Here is a 23,268-nt window from a genome sequence, read left to right on the forward strand (position 1 = left end):
CGTGCGGATGCCTTCCGCGTGCGGAGGTCTTTCGCGTACGGGGAGCAGGGCGCCCCTCAGGGGGTGCCCTGCTCCTCCGGGGTGCCCTCGGACCGTTCGGGCGTCTCCGTCCCGGGCGTCTCGGTCCCGGGCGTCTCCGTCCCGGGCTTCTCCGTGGGCTCCGCCGGCGCCGTGGGCTCCGCCGTCTTCTTCGGCGGGTCCTGCGGGGCCACCGCGTACGTCTCCACCGCCCAGAGCGAGTAGCCGTAGGGCGTCGCCCGCGTCTCGCCCTGCACCCGCAGGAAGCGGGTGTCCGCCGCGTCCATCCGGACCGACTCCCGGCCGCCGCGTCCGTCGGAGACGGTCGCCGCCGTTCGCCAGACGCGGCCGTCGGCCGAGACCTGGACGCGGTAGCGGGAGGCGTAGGCGTCCTGCCAGTGCAGCACCACCTGGCCTATCCGCGCGGGCTCGGCCAGCTCCAGCTGCCACCAGGCGCCGTCCTCCGCCGGGGAGGACCAGCGGGTCTTCGCGTCGCCGTCCAGCGCCGAGGAGGCGGGGAAGTCCGGGGTCTCGTCGCCCGACGAGGAGGCCGAAGCGGCCCGCGCCAGGTCCGGGCCCGCCGTGCGCGGGAATGCCCGCACGGTCAGGACCCGCTCCTCGCCCGCGAAGGACACCGGCACCCGGTACGAACCGGACGGCACGGCCGCGCCCACCGACACCTCCAGGGGGACGGTCGTCCGCGCGCCCCGCTCCACCGCGGCCTGCTTCGGGAGCCGGACCGCGATCCCCTTCGGGGCCTTCGCCGTGATCGGCCCGCGCACCTCGCCCGCGCGCAGCCCCGTCAGCTCCACGTCCACCTGCTGCGCGGGACCGCCGATCTCCGCGTCCGTCTCCGTGCGGGCCAGTTCGAGCCCGGCCCGCGGCCCGTCCGCGAACCACGGCACCAGCGACCGCACCTCGGGCGCCGGTCCCGCGCCGCTCCAGACGACCCGCAGCGCGTCCGCGCGCAGGCCCTTCAGGTCGGTCTGCGTCCAGCCGGAGGCGGACAGCCCGCCGAGCGCCCGCCAGCCCTCCCCGGGGACGTACGCCTCCACGCGCGCGTCCGTCCCGGGAGCGCCGGCCGTCCCCGCGCCCGAACCCGTGTCCGTACGGGCGGTCATCACCGTCAGTGCCTCCACGGGCCGCGCCCGGTCGAGCCGCACGGTGTACGAGTCGGGGGCGCGGTCGGTCCGGCCGGCCGGGGTGCGGTCGGCGCCGGTCCAGGCCGTCGACTCCGTCACCGCGCGCGTGAGGAACGGGTCGAGGACTCCCGCGCCGACCGTCACCCGGCTCGCCTTGAGGGCCTCCCGCAGCGGTTCGAGGCGCAGCTGGGCCTGCCAGGCCGCCGCGCCGTCGCCGCGGGCCTGGGCGAGCAGCATGTCGACCGCGGTCTCGCCCGCCAGGCCGTACCGCGAGAGCTGGTCGAGCCAGGGTCCCGTCTCGTCGTCCAGGGTGCCGTCGGCGGTGGCCGCGAGCCGTCCGGGGGCCTGGCGCATCACGGTGAACGCGGCCCGCAGTTCGCGCGCCGCCTTCTCCTCGGCGGCTGTGCCGGCGGCGCCGCCCGGGCTCGTGCGCGCGTCCCAGAAGGCGGCCATGAGCGGCTTCAGGTAGGCCGATTCGCCCTTCGGGTCCAGGATCGAGGAGGCGTCGTTCCCGGCGAGCGCCCGCAGGGCCTCACGGGCGGCCGGGTCCGGGCCCGCGAGATCGTCGACGGCGGCGCGCCAGGACTCCTGCGGTCGGTAGCCCTTGGGGTTCCAGGCGTAGTCGGCGGCGGTGAAGAGCGGGACGCGGGAGGCGGCGGGCTGCTCCATGGCGTGGGCGAGGAAGGCGGCGGAACCGGCCGCCACGGCCGGGTCCCGGCCGGTGGACGGGCCGAGGAACAGCCGGTCCTGCGCGTAGTCGTTGACCGGGTAGTTGTCCATGGTGACCAGCGGATGCCCCAGCGCCTCACGGGCCACGGCCAGTTCGCCGCCGGTGATCGTGCGCGGGACGACGCCGACGCCCGTCCACGCGACCCGCACGTCCACGTCGAGCGCCCCGGAGAGCTCCGCGCGGTAGTCGCTCGTACCGTCCTGGTAGTACTCCGTCGGCAGCACCGTCAGGGGTTCGCCGTCCGGGTGCCGCTCGGCGAGGTGACGGGCGACGGCATTGGCCACGCGCGCGTGGGCGGCGGCCGCGCCCTTCGCGTCGCGGCCGAAGGCGTCCGCGTCCTTGGAGCAGTGCCACTCGCCGTAGCCGGCGTCCGGGAACTGGAGCTGGAAGGAGCGCACCCCGAGCGCCCACATCGAGTCGATCTTCCGGGTGAGGGCGGCGACGTCGGCGTCGGAGGCCAGACACATGGACTGGGCGGGCGCCACGGCCCAGCCGAGGGTCACGTGGTTGGCCCGGGCGCGCTCGGCGAGCGCGCGGAACTCCTCCTGCTGCGCGGCCGGATAGGGCTCGCGCCACTGCGCCTGGCGGTACGGGTCGCCGCCGGGCGCGTACAGATAGCGGTTCTGCTTGGTGCGGCCCAGGAAGTCGACCTGGGCGAGGCGCTGCTCCAGGCTCCAGGGGCGGCCGTAGAAGCCCTCGGTGAGGCCGCGCCCGGCCGTGCCCGGCCAGTCGCGCACGACGACCCCGGGGATCTCCCCGCCGGCGCTGACGAGCTGACGCAGCGTCTGGACGCCGTGGAAGACGCCGTCCTCGCCGACGCCGTCCAGGACGACGGTGTCCCGTCCCTGGAAGCGGCCCGTCGCGAGCTGGTAGCCGCCGCGGGGCAGATCGAGCCGCTCGGGCACGCGCAGGGCCTTGAGCGCCTCCTCGGTGACCTCGCCGGAGGCCCCCGCGACCCGGAACACCGGGCCGCGGCCGGGCAGTCCGGTGTGGACGCCGCGCACCCCGGCGGCCGTCAGCACCTCCCGCAGCGCGGCGAGGGCGTACGGATCGGCGTCGGCATCCGCGAGCAGCGTGACCTCGTGCCCGAGGCGTACGGCGGGTCCCCGGCCGGTCAGCGACTGGGGCCGGGGCCAGACGGCGGGCGTCGTCCCGGCAGCCGTGGCGGCGCCCGCGTTCGTGGACGCGGGCGGGGACGCGGGCGTGCGCGTGGCCGCCGAACTCCCGGCCGCGGAGGAGCCGGTCCTGGAGGGCCCGGCAGCGGGGGACCCGGCCGTGGTGGCGGGGGCGGTCGTGGAGGAGGTCGTCGGGGACGAGGCGGGCGCGTCGGCCGGCGGGGGCACGGGGGCCGCCTGCACCGCGCCCGGAGCGGCGCCGCCGAGGAGCCCGCCGATGACGGCTGCGGCGACCGCCGTCGCCGTGCGCTTCCTGCGCCCGAGGTGCACGGGAACTCCTTTCGGCCCGGTGGACCGCCCGTGGGGCGGCCCGGTCGGCCGCGCCGCCGGCCGCTCTGCCGTTCGGTAACGAGTGGGTCACGAGCCCACCACCCGTCGCACTGGGGTGTCAATGCGTGTGGCCGATGTGTCGGCTTTGCCCGGCGAGCCGTCACGGAGATGACGTCACTTCGCCACTTTCCGCCGGTAAAACGAGGAGCGGTGGGTAGGGCTCAGTTGCTACCCCCGAGTCCCACCTGTCGAGACGAAACCGGGAGACCCCCCGTGACCACGACCGCCCGCCACCCCGGACGGATACGGATTCCGCAGCAGTCGGCAGGCACCGACTCCCCGCTGACCAGCGAACCGCCGCTGCCCGACACCACGCCCCTCACCAGCGAGCCGCCCCTGACCGAGGCGGCACCCCTCACCAGCGAACCCACCGTCCGCGGCAGCGCGGGCGGTTCGGAGTCCCCCGGAGTGTGATGTGACCCTGGCCCGTCTCGCCGCCCGTCACGGCGTCGCCACCGAGTACAGCCCCTCCGCGGGCGTCACCGTCTCCGTGCCGGACGCCGCCGTGGTGGCCGTCCTCGGCGCCCTGGGCGTGGACGCGACCACGCCCGAGGCGGTCGACGCCGCCCTCGACGCGGCGGAACGGGCAGAGCGGGAGCGGCTGCTGCCCCCCACCCTGGTACGGCGGCGGGGGGAGGACGCCCTCTGTCCGCCGGCGGACCTGCCGCCCGGCACCCGGCTGCGGGTCACCACCGAGGAGGGCGCGGTCCTCACCGGCGGCGACTGGGAGCGGCTGCCCCTCGGCGTCCACACGGTCGAGGCGACGACCCCCGACGGACGCGCCGCCACGAGCACCCTCATCGTGAGCCCCGCGCGCGTGCCCGGGCCCGACCGTCGCGCGTACGGGCTGCTCGTCCAGCTCTACTCGCTGCTCTCCAGCCGCTCCTGGGGCATGGGCGACCTCGGGGACCTGCGGGAGCTCGCCACCTGGGCGGGCCGCACGCACGGAGCCGGCTTCGTGCAGGTCAACCCCCTGCACGCGGGCGTGCCCGGGGCGCCGAGCGACCCCTCCCCGTACCGCCCCTCCTCGCGCCGCTTCCCCGACCCGGTCCACCTGCGGATCGAGTCCGTCCCCGAGTACGCGCACGTGGACCCGAGCCACCGGGACACGCTCGACCGCCTTCTCGCCGAGGCGGCCGAACTGCGCGAACGGGTGCTCGGCAAGGGCGCCCTGATCGACCGTGACGCGGTGTGGGACGTCAAGCGGCGGGCCCTGGAGCTCGTGGTCGGGAGCGTGGAGCTCGGGCCCGGGCGGCGCGCCGAGTACCACGACTTCCTCGCCGAGCGGGGCCGTGCCCTGGAGGACCACGCCACCTACCAGGCCCTCGCCGAGCGGCACGGGCCGCACTGGCGCGACTGGCCCGAGGAGCTGCGTGAGCCGCGCTCGGCGGAGCGCGTCGTGCGCGCCGACCCCGCACTCGCGGCCCGGGTCGACTTCCACTGCCGGCTGGCCTGGCTGACGGACCGGCAGCTGGCCGAGGCCGCGGAGGCTGCCCGCGAGGCCGGGATGGCGGTCGGGATCGTCCACGACCTGGCCGTCGGCGTCCACCCGGAGGGTTCGGACGCCTGGGCGCAGCAGGACGCCTTCGCGGCCGGCATGTCGGTCGGCGCCCCGCCCGACGCCTTCAACGCCCGGGGCCAGGACTGGGGCCTGCCGCCGTGGCGGCCCGACGCCCTCGCCGCCGCCGGCTACGCCCCGTACCGCGGCCTCCTGCGCGAACTCCTGCGCCACGCGGGCGCCCTGCGCATCGACCACGTGATGGGCCTGTTCCGGCTCTGGTGGGTGCCGGAGGGCAGCGAGCCCACCGGCGGGACGTACGTCCGGTACGACGCCGAGGCGATGCTCGCCGTCCTCGCCCTGGAGGCGCACCGCGCGGGTGCCCTGGTGATCGGCGAGGACCTCGGCACGGTCGAGCCGGGCGTACGCGAGGAGTTGTCCCGGCGAGGGGTGTTCGGGACCTCCGTGCTCTGGTTCGAGCGGGACTGGGCGGGCACCGGCCGCCCGGTGTCACCGGAGCGGTGGCGCGCGGAGTGCGTGGCCACCGCCACCACCCACGACCTGCCGCCGACGGCCGCCCGGCTCTCCGGCGACCACGTCGCCCTGCGGCACCGGCTCGGGCTGCTCGACGGCGACCCGGAGCGCGACCGGGCGGCGGACGCGGCCGAGACCGCCGAGTGGCTGGGGCTCTTCCAGCGGCTCGGGCTGCTGCCCGAGGGGGCGGGGGACGAGCGGGCCGAGATCCTGGCGGTCCACCGGTTCCTGCTGAGCACCCCGGCCCGGATGGTGGGGGTGTGGCTGCCGGACGCGGTGGGGGACCGCAGGCCGCAGAACCTGCCGGGCACCTGGGACGAGTACCCCAACTGGCGGCTGCCGATCGCGGGCCCGGACGGGCAGCCGCTCACCCTGGAGCGCCTCACGGCCTCGCCCCGCGCCCACGACCTGCTCCGCGAGCTGCACGCCCGCACGCACCCGGAGAAGGCCCGTACGGACGCCGGGAACGCCCGTACGGTACCCCCGGGCGCGCGGCCCGTTTAGGTGTTCGCTACTTTGGGGCTGTGGACAAGAAGAACGCCCTGCGCGCCGGCGCCGTCGCGGCCGGTACGACGCTGATGATGCTGCTCATGTCGTCCCCCGCACTCGCGCTCACCCGCGACGACGGTGACGACCCGGCTCCCAAGCTGTCGGTCGCCGAGACCGTCGGCCTGTTCGTGGCCGCCCCGCTGGCGCTGTTCCTGGTCATCATCGGCCTGGTGATGGTGCTCGACAAGTCCAAGAAGGCCTGACCGCCTCCTCGTTTCCGCCTCTCCGAGGGCGCCGCACGGTACCGACGTACCGCGCGGCGCCCTCGCGTGCGTTCGGGCCGCGTCCGGGACGCGCGCGGCCTCACACGGTCGTCGCGAGCAGCTTGCGCAGCAGTCCCGCCAGCTGCTCCGCCTCCTCGCCGGTGAGTGCCGACTCCAGCGCCGCCCGCTGCTGCCCGAGACCGGCCCCGACGGCCTGGTCCACGAGCTCCTTGCCGTGCTCGGTGAGCGTCACCCGCAGCCCGCGCCGGTCGTGCGGGTCGGGGCTGCGGGTCAGCAGCCCCGCCTTCTCCAGCTTGTCCAGCCGGCCGGTCATACCGCCGGTGGTGATCATCAGCGTGGCGGTCAGCTCGCGCGGTGAGAGCGTGTAGGGCTCCCCGGACCTGCGTAGCGTCGCGAGCACGTCGAACTCCCCGAGCGCCATGCCGTAGGGCGCGTACGCCTTGTCCACCCGGCCGCGCATCGCGTTGGCCAGCCGGTAGATCCGCCCGAAGACGGCCATGGGCACGGTGTCCAGGTCGGGCCGGACGGCCGCCCACTGGTCGGTGATGGCGTCGACGGCGTCGTGGGCGGGGGCGGGCGCCGGGGCCGGGATGTTCGTCTCCATGGGGTCAGTCTCCTCTTCCGCGTGACTCGATGGCAAGAAAGCCACTTGCAAGTAAGTAGCTTAGTGGTAAGTTAATTACCGCCAAGCCAGACCGGCCCGCACCGGTCCGGCACTTCACAGCAGGGGGGAACCGTCATGTCCCGCAAGGCCGCCGTCGTCGCGCTCACCGCCCTGGCCCCGATCTCCTGGGGCTCCACCTACTTCGTCACCACCGAGTTCCTGCCGCCCGACCGGCCCCTCTTCACCGGCCTGATGCGCGCCCTGCCCGCCGGCCTCCTGCTCCTCGCCCTCACCCGCAAGCTCCCGCGGGGCGCCTGGTGGGGGAAGGCGGCGGTCCTCGGAGCCCTCAACATCGGCGCCTTCTTCCCGCTCCTCTTCCTCGCCGCCTACCGGCTGCCCGGCGGCGTCGCCGCGGTCGTCGGCTCCGTCGGCCCCCTCTTCGTCGTGGGCCTCGCCGCCCTGTTCCTCGGCGAGAAGCCCACGGTGAAGACCCTCTTGGCCGCCGTCGCCGCCGCCTTCGGCGTCAGCCTCGTGGTCCTCAAGGCGGGGGCGGCCTTCGACCTGGTCGGCGTGGGTGCCGGACTGCTCTCCTCGCTCTCCATGTCCGCGGGCGTGGTCTTCACCAAGCGCTGGGGCCGCCCCGAGGGCGTCGGCGCCCTCGCGCTCACCGGCTGGCAGCTCACCGCGGGCGGCCTGGTCATCCTGCCCATCGCCTTCCTGATCGAGGGCGCCCCGCCGGCCCTGACCGGCACCAACCTGGCCGGCTACGCCTACCTCGCCTTCGGCAACACCGCGATCTCGTACTTCCTCTGGTTCCGCGGCATCGAGCGACTGAGCGCCTCCTCGGCCACCCTCCTCGGTCCGCTCTCGCCGATCACCGCGGCCGTCATCGGCTGGGCGGCCCTCGGTCAGGCCCTCGGTCCGGTGCAGGTGCTCGGCATGGTGATCGCCTTCGGCGCCACCCTGTTCGGCCAGCTGGGACCCCGTGCCCCGAAGGCCCCGGTGGTGCGGGTCGAAGCGTTCAGCTCAACTGAACGGAATGGTCAGGAAGTTTCGATGGACCTGGAGGGTTCGGGGGTGCGACGGTAGGCGACATGAACCTGATCACCGCCCGCCACCCGACCCCGACCCCCGCCTCCGCCGCCGAAGACGACACGAGCACCACCACCGCCACGACGACCACCACCACGACCACGACCGAGAAGCCGGTGCCCGCGAGGAAGCTCGCACGGGGCGCCGGCCTCGGCGTTCTCCTCGCCCTCCTCGCCACCATCGTCTGGTCCGGCAGCTTCGTCGCCACCCGCGACATGGCCGACACCGTCCCGCCGGTCCAGGCCGTCTTCTGGCGCTGGATCATCGCGTTGCTCGCCGTCGCGCCCTTCGCCGCCCGCCCGTTCCTGCGGCAGTGGCGGACGATCCGCCGCCACCTCGGATTCGTCGCCCTCGCCTCGCTGTTCGGCGTCGCCCTCTACAACACCCTCGTGCACCAGGCCGGGCTGACCACCTCCGCCTCCAACATGGGCATGATCATGGCCGCCTCCCCGGTGATCATGGCGGTGTACGCCCGGCTCGGCGGCGAACGCCTCGGCGCCCGCCGGATCCTCGGGATGCTGACCGCCGTGCTGGGAGTGCTCCTGCTCGTCGGAAAGGGCTCGCTCGCCGTCGACTTCGCCGCCGGCGACCTGTGGATGTTCGCGGCGGCCCTGTCCTTCGCCTCGTACAGCGCACTGCTCAAGCGCAAGCCCGCCGAGCTCGACGGACTCGCCTTCCTCTTCACGACCTTCCTGCTCGGCGCCCTGATGCTCGCCCCCGCGTACGCCGTGTCCCTCACCGTCCAGGGCGGCTTCACCGTCGGCCTCGCCACCGTCGGCCCCCTGCTGTACGTCGGCGTCTTCTCCTCCGCCGTCGCCTTCTTCGCCTGGAACAAGGCGATCGCCCTCGTCGGCGCGGCCCGCGCGGGTGTCGTCTACTATCTCCAGCCCGTCTGCGTCGCCCTGCTCTCGTACGCCCTCCTCGGCGAGCGTCTCGGGCTCCTCGGCGGCGCGAGCATGGCCCTCATCCTCGGGGGAGTGGCGCTGGCCTCGGTGCGGGGCCGCTGAGTGCCGCCCGCCCCGCCCGGTAGGTTGCGCCCCATGACCGAGTGGGACATCAAGAAGCTCCAGATCCTCCGCACCCTCCGTGACCGCGGCACCGTCACCGCGACCGCGGAGGCCCTGCTCATGACCCCCTCGGCCGTGTCCCAGCAGCTCACCAACCTCGCCAAGCAGCTCGGGGTGCGGCTCCTGGAGGCCCAGGGCCGCCGGGTCCGCCTGACCGACGCCGCCCATCTGGTGCTGCGGCACGCGGAGGCGGTCTTCGCCCAGCTGGAGCGCGCCGACGCCGAACTCGACGGATATCTGCGGGGCGAGGCCGGGCAGCTGCGGGTGGCGGCCTTCTCGACGGCCGTCCCCGCCCTGGTCGTTCCCGCCGTACGGCAGCTGCGGACCGCCCACCCCGGGCTCGACATCCGCGTTCGGGAGGCCGAGGCGGCGGAGGCGTACGAGCTGCTCACGGCAGGCGAGGTCGACCTGGCGCTCTCGCTCGCGGCCCACGCGCCCTCGGTGCGCGACCCCAAGTTCAGCCGGGTGCCCCTCCTCGCCGACCCCCTCGACGTCGCCCTGCCCGCCGGGCACCCGCTCGCCGAAGCCCCCGGCCTCCGCCTCGCCGACCTCGCCGCCGAGCCGTGGATCTTCGGCGGCTCCGGCCCCTGGTCGGAGATCACCACCGCCGCCTGCGAGGCCGCCGGCTTCGTGCCCGAGCAGGCTCACAGCGCCTCCGGCTGGACCGCCATCCTCGCCATGGTCGAGGCCGGGATGGGCGTCGCGCTCGTGCCCCGGATGGCCTCCGCCGACCGCCGGAACGGCGCCGGGGTCGTCATGCGCGTCCTCTCCGCCGACCAGCCGCGCCGCCATGTCGTAGCGGCGGTGCGGCGCGGGGCGGAGGAGGGCCCGGCGGTGGCCCGGGTGCTGGCCGCGCTCCGGCAGGCGGCCGCGGCCCGCGAGACGGTCCAGCAGAACCGACGCCCCGACCCCTCCGGCATCGTTCAGCAGAACTGACGCCCCGCCCCTCCAGAACCGTTCAGCAGACCTGAAGCCCCGCCCCTCCAGAACCGTTCAGCAGAACTGAACGGCGTCATCGAAAACATTCGATGGACCGGAGAGAAGGGGGCGCGGGAGAGTCGAGTCATGAGCGACTTCGACGAGACCCAGGCCCAGGACCCGCACGCCAACGACGCCGCCCCGTACTCCGGCGGCGACCCGTACGCCGACTACCGGTCCGGTGACTTCCCCTTCACCGAGCTCGTCGACCTCGCCGACCGCCGCCTGGGCGCCGGTGTCGTGGCCGCCAACGACGAGTTCTTCGCCGAGCGCGAGAACCTCCTCGTCCGCGAGCGGGCCGTCTTCGACCCGGAGCACTTCGGCCACAAGGGCAAGATCATGGACGGCTGGGAGACCCGCCGCCGCCGGGGCGTCGACGCCGAGAACGTCTTCCCCGCCCCCGAGGACCACGACTGGGCGATCGTCCGCCTCGGCGCCCCCGGCGTGATCCGCGGCATCGTCGTCGACACCGCCCACTTCCGCGGCAACTACCCGCAGCGCGTCTCGATCCAGGCCACCGCCGTGGAGGGCTCGCCCAGCCCCGCCGACCTCTCCGACGCGAAGTGGGAGGAGCTCGTCCCGCCGACGCCCGTGCGCGGCCACGCCGCCAACGGCTTCACGATCGATGCCGAGCGCCGCTACACCCACCTGCGCCTCTGCCAGCACCCCGACGGCGGCGTCGCCCGCCTCCGCGTCCACGGCGAGGTCGTGCCCGACCCCGAGTGGCTGGAGCTCCTCGGCACCCTCGACCTGATCTCCGTACTCAACGGCGGCTCGTACGAGGACGCCTCGGACAAGTTCTACTCCTCGCCGACGCAGATCATCCTTCCCGGCACCTCCCGCAAGATGGACGACGGCTGGGAGAACCGCCGCCGCCGGGTCCGCGGCACCAACGACTGGGTACGCTTCCGGCTCGCCGCCCAGGGCGCCGTCCGCGCCGTCGAGATCGACACCGCCTACCTCAAGGGCAACTCGGCCGGTTGGATCGCGCTCCAGGGCTGCAACGGCGATCCCTCAGGCAGTGCAGAGTGGTTCGAGATCATCCCCCGGACCCGCCTCCAGCCCGACACCCTGCACCGCTTCAAGCTCGCCGCCCAGGCCGTCGTCACCCATGTCCGCCTCGACGCCTTCCCCGACGGCGGCGTCGCCCGGATGCGGCTCCACGGCACGCTGACGGAGCAGGGTGCCTCCGACCTGCGCGCGCGGTACGCGGCCCTCGGCGGCTGACGCGCGGGATCCCGGACTTCCGCCCGGCGGAGCGGCCGCGCGCCGACGCCCGCCCGCCGGGCGGATTCCAGACACGGCGAAGGGGCACCTCCGTGGGGGAGGGTGCCCCTTCGTCGTCCCCCAGGACGCCTGCGAAGATCATCCGGCTGTGCGCGACCGTCATCGCCGAACACCTCGGGGACCGATGAAACGACTCCGATCGACAGCGAGAAGGGCAGCGGACACCTCTCCGACCCGGTCGAGCTCACCGGCGGGCCCTGGACCGCCGCCCACCGCCGCCTCGCCGTCTCGGCCGGTGACGTGAACGGCGACGGCACGGCCGACCTGTGGACGACCAGGACCTCCGGCACCGCGGAGAACCTGGAGTTCCTCCCGGGCACCGCCACCGGCCTCGCCGCCCCGGTCACGATCGGCACCGGCGGCCGGCAGTGGATGAAGGCCCTGGGCTGACCGCTCCGCGCCGACGCGAAGGGCCCCGGACGTCACCGTCCGGGGCCCCTTCACGCACGGGATCAGACAGCCGCCGCGTCCGCCGCCTGCGCCTTCAGGGCGCGCTCGACGCCCGCGCGGGACTCCGTCACCAGACGGCGCAGCGCCGGGGCCGGCTCGTGCTCCGCGATCCACGCGTCCGTGGCGTCCAGGGTCTCCTGCGAGACCTGGAGCGTCGGGTAGAGGCCGACCACGATCTGCTGGATGATCTCGTGGCTGCGGGTCTCCGAGACGCGCTTGATCGACGCGAAGTACTTCGCCGTGTACGGGGCGAGCAGCTCGCGCTGGTCGGCCTGGACGAAGCCGCCGATGACGGCTTCCTGCACCGCGTTCGCCAGCTTGTCGTCCTCGACGACCGAGGCCCAGGCCTCGGCCTTCGCGGCCTCCGTCGGACGGGCCGCGCGCGCGGTCGCCGCGTGCCGCTCGCCCGCCGCCGTGCGGTCGCGCTCCAGCTCGGCGGCGATCTCGGCCTCGTCGTAGACGCCGGTGGCCGCGAGCCGCTGGACGAACGTCCAGCGCAGTTCGGTGTCGACGGCCAGGCCCTCGACGGACTCGCGGCCCTCCAGGAGGGCGGCGAGCAGATCGAGCTGCTGCGGGGTGCGGGCGGTCGCCGCGAAGGCGCGTGCCCACGCCAGCTGGTGGTCGCTCGCGGGCGCGGCCGCCTGGAGGTGCGCGAGGGTGGCCTCGGTCCAGCGGGCCAGACCGGCCTCGCGCCACTCCGGCGCCGCGTACAGCTCCAGGGCGGCCTTGACCTGGCCCTGGAGCGACTGGACGACGCCGATGTCGGACTCCTTGGCGATCCCGGAGAGCACGAGCTCCAGGTAGTCGCGGGTGGCCAGCTCGCCGTCGCGGGTCATGTCCCAGGCGGACGCCCAGCACAGGGCGCGCGGCAGCGAGTCGGCGAAGTCGCCGAGGTGCGCGGTGACGTTGGTGAGGGACACCTCGTCGAGGCGGACCTTCGCGTACGACAGGTCGTCGTCGTTGAGGAGGACGACGGCCGGGCGGGCCTTGCCCACCAGCTGCGGCACGGAGGTCAGCTCGGCGGCCTCGATGTCGAGTTCGAGGCGGTCGGTGCGGACCAGCTTGCCGCTCGCGTCGAGGTCGTAGAAGCCGATCGCGATCCGGTGCGGACGCAGGACGGCCTGGCCCTTGGCGCCGGCGGGCAGCGCCGGGGCCTCCTGCTTGACGGCGAAGGCGGTGATGGCGCCGTTCTCGTCGGTCTCGATCTCCGGGCGCAGGATGTTGATGCCGGCCGTCTCCAGCCACGCCTTCGACCAGGTCTTCAGGTCACGGCCGGAGGTCTCCTCCAGCGCGCCGAGCAGGTCGGACAGGCGGGTGTTCCCGAAGGCGTGCGCCTGGAAGTAGGCCTGCACGCCCTTGAAGAACTCGTCCTGGCCGACGTAGGCGACGAGCTGCTTGAGGACGCTGGCGCCCTTGGCGTACGTGATCCCGTCGAAGTTGACGAGCACGTCCTCCAGGTCGTTGATCTCCGCCATGATCGGGTGCGTCGACGGCAGCTGGTCCTGGCGGTAGGCCCAGGTCTTCTCCGCGTTGGCGAAGGTCGTCCAGGCGTTCGGCCAGCGGGTGCCCGCCACCGAGGCCTGGCAGGCGACCGAGGTGTACGTGGCGAACGACTCGTTCAGCCAGAGGTCGTTCCACCACTCCATGGTGACGAGGTCGCCGAACCACATGTGGGCGAGCTCGTGCAGGATCGTCTCGGCGCGCCGCTCGTAGGCCGCGTCCGTCACCTTCGAGCGGAAGACGTACTGGTCGCGGATGGTGACCGCGCCCGCGTTCTCCATCGCGCCGGCGTTGAACTCCGGCACGAAGAGCTGGTCGTACTTGGCGAAGGGGTAGTCGTAGGCGAACTTCTCCTGGAACCAGTCGAAGCCCTGCCGCGTGACGTCGAAGATGTGGTCGGCGTCGAGGAACTCGGCGAGCGACGGCCGGCAGTAGATGCCGAGCGGGACGCTCTGCCCGTCCTTCTCGTACGAGGAGTGCACCGAGTGGTACGGGCCGACGATCAGCGCCGTGATGTACGTGGAGATCCGGGGCGTCGGCTCGAAGACCCAGACGTCGTCCTTCGGCGTCTCCGGCGTCGGCGAGTTGGAGATCACGGTCCAGCCCGTCGGGGCCTTCACGGTGAACTGGAAGGTCGCCTTGAGGTCGGGCTGCTCGAACGAGGCGAAGACCCGCCGCGCGTCCGGCACCTCGAACTGGGTGTACAGATAGGCCTGGTCGTCGACCGGGTCGACGAAGCGGTGCAGGCCCTCACCGGTGTTGGTGTACGCGCAGTCGGCGACGACCTTGAGCTCGTTGCGGCCCGCCTGCAGATGGCGCAGGGCGATCCGGGAGTCCCGGAAGACGGCGCCGATCTCCAGCGGGTGGCCGTTGAGCACGACCTCGTGGACGGCGGGGGCGACGAGATCGATGAAGGTCTCGGCACCGGCCTCGGCGGAATCGAAGCGGACGGTGGTGACGGACCGGTAGGTGCCGCCCTCCTGCGCACCGGTGAGGTCGAGTTCGACCTCGTACGCGTCCACGGTCAGCAGCGACGCCCGCTGCTTGGCCTCTTCACGGGTCAGGTTTGTGCCAGGCACCCGGTCAACTCCTCGGTTTCGTGACGTTTGGCCCATCCTTCCACGGGGTGCCTCAGCGGCGCACGACACATTTCCACGGTCCGTCACCACTGATCCGCAGCAGCCCCGGCCCCGGCACCACGACGCTCGCCCGGACCTCGCCGACCCCGTTGACCAGCAGGTCCCGCTCCTCGTCGTCATAGAGCGGGTCGTGCGGCGGGGTGTGCCGGTGCACGGTGAAGCGGGACTCGCCGTGGTGCAGGACGTCGAGGACCGCGGGCGGCCCCTCGTAGACCACCAGATCGTGGGCGGTCCCCTCGACGTGGCTGTCGAAGCGGCGCGCGTGCGAGAGCGGCAGGACCCGCAGCGTCCAGGGGGCGTCGGCCTCCACCCGCAGGGTCAGCGGCCGGGCGCGCGGGACGAGGGCGACCGTACGGGCACGGACGTCGTCCTCGTACGCCGCGAGCAGGTACTCCGCGGCGCGGCCGTGGGCGTCACAGGTCTCGATGGTGGTGGAGAGCGAGTGGTACGACTCGATCTCCAGGAGCACCCAGTGGCCCGGCGGCAGCCCCGGGTCGCAGCGCACGGTCTCCTTGCCGCGCCCCTGGTAGACGGCCGGCCGGAATTCCACGCCGTACGGGTCGGACACCGGGGCCGGCGGGGCCGCGGGCACCGGGGGAGCGGGCGGCGGGACGTATCCGGGGCCCGGGATCGGCGGCGGCGGGGACTCCACCACGATGCCGAAGTCCGTCGCGAGCCCGGCGAGCCCCGAGACGTACCCCCGGCCGGCCGCGCGGAAGCACCAGCCGCCGTCCCGCCGGTGGAACTCACCGAGGACGAAGGCCGTCTCCGTCGTCGCGCCCCCGACCGCGCGATAGGCGACCGGGTTCCCTGCCCCGTCCGTGACCCGCAGGTCGAGCTCCGGCACGTGCCCGAAGGCGCCCCCGTCCGTGGAGGCGGCGATCACCACGCGCCCCACGTCCCGCTCCACCCGCGCGAGGTCCAGCCACAGCCAGTCCGCGGCCGGGCTGCCGGGCGCGCCCGGGGCCGACCTCCCCAGGTGCCGCGCGGCGCCCGAGGGGTGGTCGGTCCGGTTGTAGAAGACCAGATCGGCGTCGTCCCGCACCCGCTCCCGGGCCCCGAGGAGCAGCGCCGAGACGTCCACGTCGGGCACCCCGTGCCCGGTCCGCCAGCTGACCGCGACGTGGAGGGCCTGCGGGGGCACCGGGACGTCGGCCCCCGTCGGTATCCGGTTCATGGGGGAACTCTGGCACGGGCGGGCACGCCGGAGGGGCGGCTCCCCGCAACGGGAAGCCGCCCCTCCGGAGGGTGGTGCGGGTCAGCCCTTGAGCTCGGCCGCGACGAGCTCCGCGATCTGTACCGCGTTCAGCGCGGCGCCCTTGCGGAGGTTGTCGTTGGAGAGGAACAGCGCGAGGCCGTTCTCGACCGTCTCGTCCACGCGGATGCGGCCGACGTACGAGGCGTCCTTGCCGGCGGCCTGGAGCGGGGTCGGGATCTCGGAGAGCACGACGCCCTCGGCGTCCTTCAGCAGCTCGTAGGCGCGCTCGACGCCGATCGGGCGCTCGAAGCGGACGTTGACCTGGAGGGAGTGGCCCGAGAAGACCGGGACGCGCACACAGGTGCCGGAGACCTTGAGCTCCGGGATCTCCAGGATCTTGCGGGACTCGTTGCGGAGCTTCTGCTCCTCGTCGGTCTCGAAGGAGCCGTCGTCGACGATCGAGCCGGCCAGCGGGACCACGTTGAAGGCGATCGGACGCTTGTAGACGGCCGGCTCGGGGAACTCCACGGCCTCGCCGTCGAAGGCCAGCTGGTCGGCGGTCTCGGCCACGGCACAGGCCTGCGTGCGCAGCTCGGCGACGCCGGCCACGCCCGAGCCGGAGACGGCCTGGTAGGTGGTGGCGATCAGCGCGGTGAGGCCGGCCTCCTGGTGGAGGGGCTTGAGGACCGGCATGGCGGCCATCGTGGTGCAGTTCGGGTTGGCGATGATGCCCTTGGGGCGGTCCTTGATCGCGTGCGGGTTGACCTCGGAGACGACCAGCGGGACCTCGGGGTCGCGGCGCCAGGCGGAGGAGTTGTCGATCACGACGGCGCCCTGGGAGGCGACCTTCTCGGCGAGGGCCTTGGAGGTGGCGCCACCGGCGGAGAAGAGCACGATGTCCAGGCCGGTGTAGTCGGCGGTGGAGGCGTCCTCGACGGTGACACCGTCGACGACGGTCCCGGCGGAGCGCGCGGAGGCGAAGAGCCGCAGCTCGTCGAGGGGGAAGTTCCGCTCGGCCAGGATGCTGCGCATGACTGTGCCGACCTGACCGGTGGCTCCGACGATTCCGACCTTCACGGGGACTCCTCCGTACGTATGTGCAGGGTGCTGCCGGTCCATGATGCGTATGTCCCGGGGCGCCTTGTCCAATCCATTGTCCAAGGGACGGACGAGTGTCGGGACGACGGCGGGGACGATCACCAGGACGAGTGTCGGGACGACGGCGGGGACGATCACCAGGACGAGTGTCGGGACGCGAAAGGGGCGGGCACCGGTTCCGGCGCCCGCCCCCTTCACGTACGGGGTGCTGCGGGTACTACGGGGTGACGGCGCCGATCAGGACGCTGCCGGCGCCCGCGGCGGTGCCGCGGGCGTTGACCAGCTGGACCTCGCCGAAGAACTGGCGCCCCTCGGGAGCCGCACCGGCGACCAGGACCTCGGCCGAGACCTGCGCGGAAGCGCCGTTGGCCAGGGGGTACGTCTTCGCCGCGTCGACCTGGACGGTGCCGAGCGCGGACGAGAAGTACACGTCCTTGTAGTCGTAGGTGGTGCCGCCCTCGGCGTGGATCGCGTAGCCGTCGATGACGACGGTGTACGTGCCCGCGGCCGGCTTCACGAGGGAGACGGACTCCTCCGAGTCGCCGTCGGCGGACTGACCGACCTGCTTGCCGTTCAGCATGACCGTGAGGTCGAGGTCGGCGGCCTTGTCGGAGGTGTTGCCGATGCCGATGTCGAGACGCTCGACGCCCTCACCGATGGTGACGGTCTTCGTCTGCTGCTCGTGGTGCTGGATGGTCGGCGTCTCGCTCTTCTGCGAGCCGAGCGGGCCGCCCTTGAGCTTGCCCTCGATGCCGGCGAAGCGGTTCGCGACCGTCCACTGGACCGGGGCCGGGGTGCCGATCTTCGCCTCGGCGACCGTCTGGACGGCCGGGTCGAAGTCGGCGCCGAGCACGGAGACACCCAGGGTGTACGGGTTGTCCAGGTCCGGCGACGTGCGGCGGGACTCGACCTCGATCTCCCAGACGCCGGGCGTCGGGTTCGCGTAGGACCGCAGGTCCGGGCGGCAGGTGTTCGCCGGGTTGTAGTGCGGGTAGCAGCCCGTGGTGGCGGTCGGGTCGACCGGCACGCCGTACGGGTGGATCGCGATGAAGCGGGTCTGGCTCTTCGCCTTCAGACCGGCCAGCGAGATCTCCAGCGTCTTGGCGCCCTCGGGCACGGTGACGAAGTAGTGCTTGGTGCTGTTGCGCTGCACCGAGCCGGAGGCGGAGAAGCCGTAGCCGGGGGCGACCAGGTCGCTCGCGACGATCGAGGTCGCGAGGATCTGCTTGTCGACGCCCTCGGTGCGCTCGTCGTCGGCCTCCAGGATGACGCTGTGCGCGCCGGCGGTGGCGGCACGGGCCTGGAGCTTGACGGTGACCGGCTTGTTCAGCGGCAGGTCGATCTCGTCGTCGCCGAGGATGCGGAAGGTGCCGTCGTTGTACTTGAGGTCGAGCTCGTGCTCGATCGACCGGTTCGGGCCGCTCGTGCGCGTGATCGTGACGTCGTAGACGCGCTTCTGGCCGACCTTGAGGTCACCCTCACGGTCGTACACACCGGTGCCGGTGTGCGGGGCCGGGAAGATCGCGGTGTCGACCGGGGCCTCGACCTTGTAGTCGTGCGCCGTGGCGCCGTCCTTGATCGAGTCCCAGGCCTCCTCGATGTCGATGAGGCCCGAGCCCTGCTCGTGCGCGGCGACACCGGAGATGCGCTTCGCGGTCGAGGTGAGGGCGGTGCGCAGCGTCAGCGGCGAGAGGGCGATGCCCTTCTGCTTCGCGGCCGAGAGCAGCAGCGCGCTCGCGCCCGCCGCCTGCGGCGAGGACATCGAGGTGCCGTTGAGCATGCCGTAACCGGCGGGCAGCGCGTAGCCGGACTCGGGGACACCGGCGCCGGCCAGCCAGGTCGGGATGGTGTTCACGGACGAGCCGGGGGCGGTGATCGTCGGGGTGAAGCCGCCGTCCTCACGCGGGCCGCGCGAGGAGAAGGGGAACATGGCGTACTTCTTCTCGACGGCCGAGCCGTAGTTGGCGGCCCAGGTCTCCTTGGAGACGGCCGCGCCCACCGAGATGACCTTGTCGGCCAGCGAGGGGTCGCCGATCGTGTTGATGCCGGGGCCCGAGTTGCCGGCCGAGATGACCAGCTGGACGCCGTACGTGTCGATCAGGCGGGTGTAGAGGCGCGAGCGGACGTTGTCGCCGTCGTTCAGCTGCGGCAGACCGCCGATCGACATGTTGACGATGTCGACGCCGCGGTTGACGACGAGGTCCGTCATGCCCTCGGTGAGGGCGGTGTTGGTGCAGCCGCCGGTCCAGGTGCAGGCGCGCGAGGAGACGATCTTCGCACCGGGGGCCGCGCCGTTCATCCGGCCGCCGAAGAGGCTGTTGGCGGCGGTGATGCCGGCGACGTGCGTGCCGTGGGAGGACTCGACGAGACCGATGTTGACGAAGTCGCGCTTCTGGCCGACCCAGCTGCCGCCGAGCGGGTCCATCGCGACGTCCTTGCGGATCTCGACGACGAACGGCGTCTTCTCGACGACCTCGGTGGTCGGGTTGTCGGTACCGAAGTAGCCGGTCTGGTACCCGTCCTTGTACGGCTTCATCGGCTCGTTGTCCGTGAAGTCGTTGTTCTGGTCGGTGTCCACGCGGACGGTGCCGGCGGCCGGGTCGTACAGCATCCCGAAGACGTCGGTGGTGTCGCCGTCACGGTTGATGTCACCGGCCGGGTCGCCGCCCGCGGTGACCGCCTCGGTGAAGCGGCTGAACTGGTAGGAGCCCTCGGGCGCCTTCCAGCTCTGCGAGGAGGCGGTGAAGACCGGGCCCGCGACCGGGGCGTTCTGCAGACGCCAGGTGGCGTCGCCCTCGGTGATCGGGTCGGTGGCGGTGACCCAGTCGACGATCTTGCGCTCGCCGGTGGTGGTCTTCTGGAGGGCCGGGTGACCGAGGTCGACACCGGAGTCCAGGATGCCGATGGTCACGCCGCGGCCGTCGGCCTTCGGGTGGTCCTCGACGAAGTCGACCGCGCCCGTCTCGTGCGAGGGGTTGTACGGGTTCTTCGCCGGGGTCTTCCTGCTCGGCGCCGGGTACGTCGTCTTGACGGTGGTGCCCTCGACGGAGCCGGTGGGCGCGCCCGCGTCCGGGGTCGGGTCGTCCAGGACGATCTCGGCCTGGAGGTCGATCGACTGGACGGAGGAGAGCTTCGTGGCGGCCTTGATGGCCGCCTCGGCCTTCGCGGTCGGCAGCGTGGCGCGGACGTAGCCGAGCGCGTCCTGCTGCTTGCCGACGGAGGCGCCGGGGACGGCGTCGAGCTGGCCCGCGACCTGCTCGGTGGCGCCGGGGGCGGTGGCGACGAGGACGGTGACGTTCTTCTCGCCGCTCACCTCGGCCTCGGTGAGGCGCTGGGCGTCGATGGCGCCGAGCTTGTCGGCCGGGTCCGAGGACTTCACCGGGGGAGTGGTCACCGGTGCCTCGGTGGCGAGCACGGGCGCGGCGCCGGTCGCGACGAGCGCGGCGACCAGGCCGGCAGCGGCGGCGATACGGGCCGCTCGTCTGTGCCCGGGCGTCGAGCTGCCGGGTATGGAGCTCCGAGTTTCGGGGGTGGTCATTTACATCCCTGTTTGTGAAAGGAGAGAGTCCGGATTTCGGTGCCGGATGACCGCTCAGCCTTTCGTAAACGACAGGGGTTTGTGGAGAGTTACTCCGGGCCGGTTTGCCGCCGCGGCGTAAACCCGCCAGCGCTCCCGATGCGCCACAGGGGAGAAAGGGGTGCGAACCGGGGCGGGTTCGCGGCCCGGCCGGGTCAGCTCTCCTTCGTACGGGCGTAGTGGCGCGAAGCCTTGGCGCGGTTGCCGCAGACCGCCATCGAGCACCAGCGGCGGGTGCCGTTCCGCGAGGTGTCGAAGAAGTGCAGGATGCACGCCTCGTGGGCGCAGGCCCGGATGCGGTCGGGCGCGGTGCGCAGCAGGTCGAGGTAGTCGCGGGCGGCGGTCCAGCCGGGCCCCCAGGAGGGGTCCGCGAACTCGGCCTTCTCGCCGGGGCCTTCGGCGGTGAGCGTGGCCCGGATGCGGCCGTGGCCGAGGACGGCGTCGACGCGGGCGGTGGCGGCGGGGTCGCCGGGGGCGTCGACGAGCGCGCCGAGGGCGTCCCGGGCGGTGAGCGTGTGGCGCAGGGTGCCGGCGTCGGCGGCGAACCGGTCCTCCAGGCCGTTGGTGGCGAGCCAGACGGCGAGCCCGTCGACGTCGGTGAGCAGGTCCTGGCGGACGCCTTCCACGTTCCAGCGGGTGTTGAGCAGGTCGAGGGAGACGGGCTCGCCGGTGAGCGGCCGCGGGTCGGTGGCGGTCATGGCGGGCACCCTCCTCGGTGAGCTAACCCCTCAAGAGTACGTGAGCGGTTGACGTCTCCGGCACCTAACCTCTAACCTGAAGTTAAGCGGTTAGCCCGAGGGGGCCGGCCACTGCTACGGAGGGACACCCATGTCCGCGATCGGCACACTCGCCACCCACCACGTCGGCCTCAACGTCACCGACCTGGCACGCTCGCTCGCCTTCTACGGAGACGTCCTCGGCTTCGAGGTCCTCGGCGAGGGCAAGGAGGAGGAGAGCGGCAGCCGCTACGCCTTCCTCGGCCGGGACGGCCGCCTGGTCCTCACCCTCTGGCAGCAGTCCGAGGGCGTGTACGACTCCGGCCGGCCCGGCCTGCACCACCTCGCCTTCGAGGCCGAGTCCATCGAGCACGTCCGCGCCGCCGAGGCCGCGCTCACCGCGCACGGCGCCTCCTTCGCGTACGAGGGCGTCGTCGCCCACCGCGAGGGCGCGGCCTCCGGCGGCATCTTCTTCCACGACCCGGACGGCACCCGCCTGGAGATCTCGGTCCCGAAGGGCGCGGAGGACGCCCCGGCCCCGTCCGACTCGGCCCCGACCTGCGGCTTCTTCTAGGACCTGTCCGGCGCCACGACGACCCGCACTCTCCGGAGGCCCACGTGAACACCGCGTACAACCCCGGCTCCCTGGCCGTGCAGGAGCACGAGGGCGTCCGGGAGCTCGCCGACCACGTCGGCCGCTCCATCACCCCCGGCATCCGCCCCGTCGCCGCCGCCTTCCTGGACGCCCAGCCGATGCTGGTGATCGGCGCGGCGGACCGGGAGGGCCGCGTCTGGTCGAGCCTCCTCACCGGCCCGCCCGGCTTCGTCCGGGCCACCGGCCCGCACACGGTCTCGGTCGCCGCCGCCCTCCCCGAGGGCACGCCCGACGGCGCCCCCGTCGGCACGATCGCCCTCGACCCCCGCACCCGCCGCCGCATGCGCCTCAACGGCATCGCGCGGCCCAGCGCCCGGGGGTTCACGATCGAGGCCGACCAGGTCTTCTCCAACTGCCCGAAGTACCTCCAGAAGCGGGAGTTGTACGGCTCCGAGCCCGGCCGCCCCGAGACCGGTGCCGTGCGGCACGGCGAGGCGCTCACTCCCGACCAGGTGCGCCGCGTCCGTGCCGCCGACACCTTCTTCGTCGCCACCACCGCGCCCGACGGCGTCGACGCGAGCCACCGCGGCGGCAACCCGGGCTTCGTCCGGGCCGACACGCCCCGGGAACTCAGCTGGCGGGACTACCCCGGCAACGCGATGTTCCTGACCCTGGGAAATCTGGCGGAGGACGGCCGCGCCGGGCTGCTCTTCCTCGACTGGGAGACGGGGACGACGCTCCAGCTCAGCGGCCGCGCCCGCGCCGAGTACGGCCCCGAGGGCCGCGTCGTCCGCTTCCGGATCGACCACACGGTGGAGACCCCGGGCGGCAGCCCCCTGCGCTGGTCGCCGCCCGAGTACTCCCCGGCGAACCCGCCGACACCCTGACCCGCCCCGGCCACCCGGCTCCCGGCTACCCGGCTCCCGGCCGCCCCGCTCCTGGCCAACCGGCCGCCCGGCCGCCCGACTCCCGGCTGCCCGGCCGCCCGGCTCCCGGCTCCTGTCCACCCGGCTGCCCGGCCGCCCGGCTGCCCGGCTCCCGGGCGCCCGGCTTCCAGCCGCCCGACTCCCGGGCACCCAGCCGCCCGGCTCCCCGGCTCCCGGCCGCCCCGACGGCCCCGTCGCCCCGCCTGCGCCGCCTACCCCGCCCGCCCCGTCGCCCCGCTGACCGAGGACCGCCCGTGCCCACCACCACCCAGGACGTCACCCCGGCCCCCGAGCAGGCCACGACCCCGGCCCCCGCCCCCCTCCCTGCCTCGGCCCCCGCTCCTCCCGCGCCGGCCCGCCCCCGGCCCCCCGCCCGCCCCCGCCCCCGGGTCCTGCTCGTCGGGACCGCGACCGCCGTCACCGCGCTCCTCCTCCTGGTCGCCGTCGGCACCCTCCTCCGCCAGCCCCTGCTCATCCCGCCGCTCGCCGCGAGCATGGCGCTGGTCGCGGGCGCCCCCGACCTGCCGCTCTCCCAGCCGCGCTCGGTCGTCGGAGGCCAACTGCTCTCCGCCCTCACCGGTTTCGCCGTCCTCGCCGTGGCCGGACCCGGCCTCTGGGGCGCCGCCGTCGCGGGCGGCCTCGCCCTCGGCGTGATGATGTGCGCCCGCACCCCGCACTCGCCCGCCGCGGCGACCGCCGTGATCGTCGCGCTCCAGGCCCCGCACTTCTGGTCGTTTATCGGCCTTCTCGCCCTCGCCTCCCTCCTCCTGGTCGCCGTCGGCCTCGCCGGCGCCCGTGCCGCGGGGCGGGCATATCCCGCGTACTGGTTCTAACCTCTGTG

The 23,268-nt window shown here is 73.6% G+C and carries 18 protein-coding genes; 11 read left to right on the forward strand and 7 right to left on the reverse strand.

Going from position 1 to position 23,268, the window contains the following annotated elements:
* Window positions 1-56 precede the first annotated feature (56 nt).
* Window positions 57-3,335 carry a glycoside hydrolase family 84 protein gene (locus IE124_RS01610; protein WP_229832019.1) on the reverse strand — a complete coding sequence of 1,093 codons (3,279 nt, stop codon included), beginning with the start codon at window positions 3,333-3,335 and terminating at the stop codon, window positions 57-59.
* Window positions 3,336-3,608: 273 nt separating this feature from the next.
* Here IE124_RS01610 and IE124_RS01615 point away from each other — a divergent pair, with 273 nt between their 5' ends.
* From IE124_RS01615 to IE124_RS01625, 3 genes are read left to right on the forward strand one after another with little or no spacing between them, the layout of a single operon-like run.
* A complete protein-coding gene (locus tag IE124_RS01615) occupies window positions 3,609-3,809 on the forward strand; it encodes a hypothetical protein (protein WP_189503984.1) in 201 nt (66 codons plus the stop codon).
* A gap of 1 nt (window position 3,810) precedes the next feature.
* Window positions 3,811-5,931: a 4-alpha-glucanotransferase gene (malQ, locus tag IE124_RS01620; RefSeq protein ID WP_189503986.1), complete on the forward strand. Its 2,121-nt coding sequence runs from the start codon at window positions 3,811-3,813 to the stop codon at window positions 5,929-5,931.
* Window positions 5,932-5,951: 20 nt separating this feature from the next.
* Window positions 5,952-6,179 carry a hypothetical protein gene (locus tag IE124_RS01625; protein WP_189503989.1) on the forward strand — a complete coding sequence of 76 codons (228 nt, stop codon included), beginning with the start codon at window positions 5,952-5,954 and terminating at the stop codon, window positions 6,177-6,179.
* Between the two features lie 100 nt (window positions 6,180-6,279).
* Here IE124_RS01625 and IE124_RS01630 read toward each other — a convergent pair whose 3' ends face one another.
* On the reverse strand, window positions 6,280-6,804 hold the full coding sequence (locus IE124_RS01630; RefSeq protein ID WP_189503991.1) for a MarR family winged helix-turn-helix transcriptional regulator: 525 nt from the start codon (window positions 6,802-6,804) through the stop codon (window positions 6,280-6,282).
* Window positions 6,805-6,939: 135 nt separating this feature from the next.
* Between IE124_RS01630 and IE124_RS01635 the strand changes: the two genes are divergently transcribed.
* The 5 genes from IE124_RS01635 (at window position 6,940) to IE124_RS01655 (ending at window position 11,618) form a co-directional block, all read left to right on the forward strand.
* Complete coding sequence (locus IE124_RS01635) at window positions 6,940-7,893, forward strand: EamA family transporter (RefSeq protein ID WP_189503993.1); 954 nt, start codon at window positions 6,940-6,942, stop codon at window positions 7,891-7,893.
* A gap of 5 nt (window positions 7,894-7,898) precedes the next feature.
* Window positions 7,899-8,903, forward strand: a complete 1,005-nt coding sequence (locus IE124_RS01640; protein ID WP_189503995.1) for a DMT family transporter — start codon at window positions 7,899-7,901, stop codon at window positions 8,901-8,903.
* 33 nt (window positions 8,904-8,936) lie between these two features.
* Window positions 8,937-9,899: a LysR family transcriptional regulator gene (locus IE124_RS01645; RefSeq protein WP_189503997.1), complete on the forward strand. Its 963-nt coding sequence runs from the start codon at window positions 8,937-8,939 to the stop codon at window positions 9,897-9,899.
* A gap of 129 nt (window positions 9,900-10,028) precedes the next feature.
* The gene (gene alc, locus IE124_RS01650; RefSeq protein WP_189504000.1) at window positions 10,029-11,168 is read left to right on the forward strand and encodes an allantoicase; all 1,140 of its coding nucleotides are present in this window, start codon (window positions 10,029-10,031) and stop codon (window positions 11,166-11,168) included.
* A gap of 102 nt (window positions 11,169-11,270) precedes the next feature.
* Window positions 11,271-11,618 (forward strand): hypothetical protein, encoded by a 348-nt coding sequence (locus IE124_RS01655; RefSeq protein ID WP_189504002.1) that lies wholly within the window; start codon window positions 11,271-11,273, stop codon window positions 11,616-11,618.
* Window positions 11,619-11,680: 62 nt separating this feature from the next.
* Here the strand turns inward: IE124_RS01655 and pepN are convergent, their stop codons facing one another.
* The 5 genes from pepN to IE124_RS01680 all read right to left on the reverse strand — a co-directional run bounded on the left by pepN (window position 11,681) and on the right by IE124_RS01680 (window position 20,888).
* A complete protein-coding gene (pepN, locus tag IE124_RS01660) occupies window positions 11,681-14,257 on the reverse strand; it encodes an aminopeptidase N (protein ID WP_189504004.1) in 2,577 nt (858 codons plus the stop codon).
* Window positions 14,258-14,309: 52 nt separating this feature from the next.
* Complete coding sequence (locus IE124_RS01665) at window positions 14,310-15,494, reverse strand: TerD family protein (protein ID WP_189504006.1); 1,185 nt, start codon at window positions 15,492-15,494, stop codon at window positions 14,310-14,312.
* Between the two features lie 81 nt (window positions 15,495-15,575).
* Entirely contained in the window at window positions 15,576-16,592 is a 1,017-nt protein-coding gene (locus tag IE124_RS01670; RefSeq protein WP_189504721.1) for an aspartate-semialdehyde dehydrogenase, read from the reverse strand.
* 238 nt (window positions 16,593-16,830) lie between these two features.
* Window positions 16,831-20,151, reverse strand: coding sequence for a S8 family serine peptidase (locus tag IE124_RS01675; RefSeq protein WP_189504008.1), 3,321 nt, complete (start codon window positions 20,149-20,151; stop codon window positions 16,831-16,833).
* 194 nt (window positions 20,152-20,345) lie between these two features.
* Window positions 20,346-20,888, reverse strand: a complete 543-nt coding sequence (locus IE124_RS01680) for a CGNR zinc finger domain-containing protein (RefSeq protein WP_189504009.1) — start codon at window positions 20,886-20,888, stop codon at window positions 20,346-20,348.
* Between the two features lie 130 nt (window positions 20,889-21,018).
* On the opposite strand from IE124_RS01680, the gene IE124_RS01685 reads away from it, so the two are divergent.
* From IE124_RS01685 to IE124_RS01695, 3 genes are all read left to right on the forward strand, one after another.
* Window positions 21,019-21,480 (forward strand): VOC family protein, encoded by a 462-nt coding sequence (locus tag IE124_RS01685; protein WP_189504011.1) that lies wholly within the window; start codon window positions 21,019-21,021, stop codon window positions 21,478-21,480.
* A gap of 44 nt (window positions 21,481-21,524) precedes the next feature.
* Window positions 21,525-22,388 (forward strand): PNPOx family protein, encoded by an 864-nt coding sequence (locus IE124_RS01690; RefSeq protein ID WP_189504013.1) that lies wholly within the window; start codon window positions 21,525-21,527, stop codon window positions 22,386-22,388.
* Window positions 22,389-22,681: 293 nt separating this feature from the next.
* Window positions 22,682-23,260, forward strand: coding sequence for an HPP family protein (locus IE124_RS01695; RefSeq protein WP_189504015.1), 579 nt, complete (start codon window positions 22,682-22,684; stop codon window positions 23,258-23,260).
* The last annotated feature ends 8 nt before the right edge of the window (window positions 23,261-23,268 follow it).

Source organism: Streptomyces narbonensis, from assembly GCF_014649015.1.
Classification (GTDB): Bacteria; Actinomycetota; Actinomycetes; order Streptomycetales; family Streptomycetaceae; genus Streptomyces; species Streptomyces narbonensis.

Coding starts and splice junctions, on each gene's coding strand:
- alc (WP_189504000.1), top strand. CDS start 10,029: ATGAGCGACTTCGACGAGACCCAGGCCCAGGACCCGCACGCCAACGAC.
- IE124_RS01685 (WP_189504011.1), top strand. CDS start 21,019: ATGTCCGCGATCGGCACACTCGCCACCCACCACGTCGGCCTCAACGTC.
- IE124_RS01675 (WP_189504008.1), bottom strand. CDS start 20,151: ATGACCACCCCCGAAACTCGGAGCTCCATACCCGGCAGCTCGACGCCC.
- IE124_RS01665 (WP_189504006.1), bottom strand. CDS start 15,494: ATGAACCGGATACCGACGGGGGCCGACGTCCCGGTGCCCCCGCAGGCC.
- IE124_RS01630 (WP_189503991.1), bottom strand. CDS start 6,804: ATGGAGACGAACATCCCGGCCCCGGCGCCCGCCCCCGCCCACGACGCC.
- IE124_RS01645 (WP_189503997.1), top strand. CDS start 8,937: ATGACCGAGTGGGACATCAAGAAGCTCCAGATCCTCCGCACCCTCCGT.
- IE124_RS01640 (WP_189503995.1), top strand. CDS start 7,899: ATGAACCTGATCACCGCCCGCCACCCGACCCCGACCCCCGCCTCCGCC.
- IE124_RS01635 (WP_189503993.1), top strand. CDS start 6,940: ATGTCCCGCAAGGCCGCCGTCGTCGCGCTCACCGCCCTGGCCCCGATC.
- IE124_RS01680 (WP_189504009.1), bottom strand. CDS start 20,888: ATGACCGCCACCGACCCGCGGCCGCTCACCGGCGAGCCCGTCTCCCTC.